At 31.6% G+C, this 206-nt stretch carries 1 protein-coding gene; it reads right to left on the bottom strand.

Going from position 1 to position 206, the window contains the following annotated elements:
* On the bottom strand, positions 1-206 hold a 206-nt coding region (locus CBI42_RS13170), incomplete at both ends, for a hypothetical protein (RefSeq protein ID WP_218822090.1).

Genomic DNA, 206 nt, shown 5'->3' with positions numbered 1-206 from the left:
ATCAAGTCAATATTTTGCACGTATAAAAGTAGCTTTTCTGATTTTGAAAAAGTAACAAAATTCTTAACCTTTTTGAAAAGTTCCGTTTCATCATTAATATAACTAACTTTACCTTTGCTAAACTTCTTAATTTCTTGGGTTCGCTTAGCAACGTAGATTTCATTAAAACCTTTGTAATTAAGCTCATCCGGCGTAGCAGTCGTCTC

The sequence above is a fragment of the Streptococcus sp. KR genome, from assembly GCF_002238115.1.
Lineage (GTDB): Bacteria > Bacillota > Bacilli > Lactobacillales > Streptococcaceae > Streptococcus.
The sequence above is the reverse complement of the archived record's forward strand: the minus strand, read 5'-3'. Positions and strand labels throughout refer to the sequence as shown.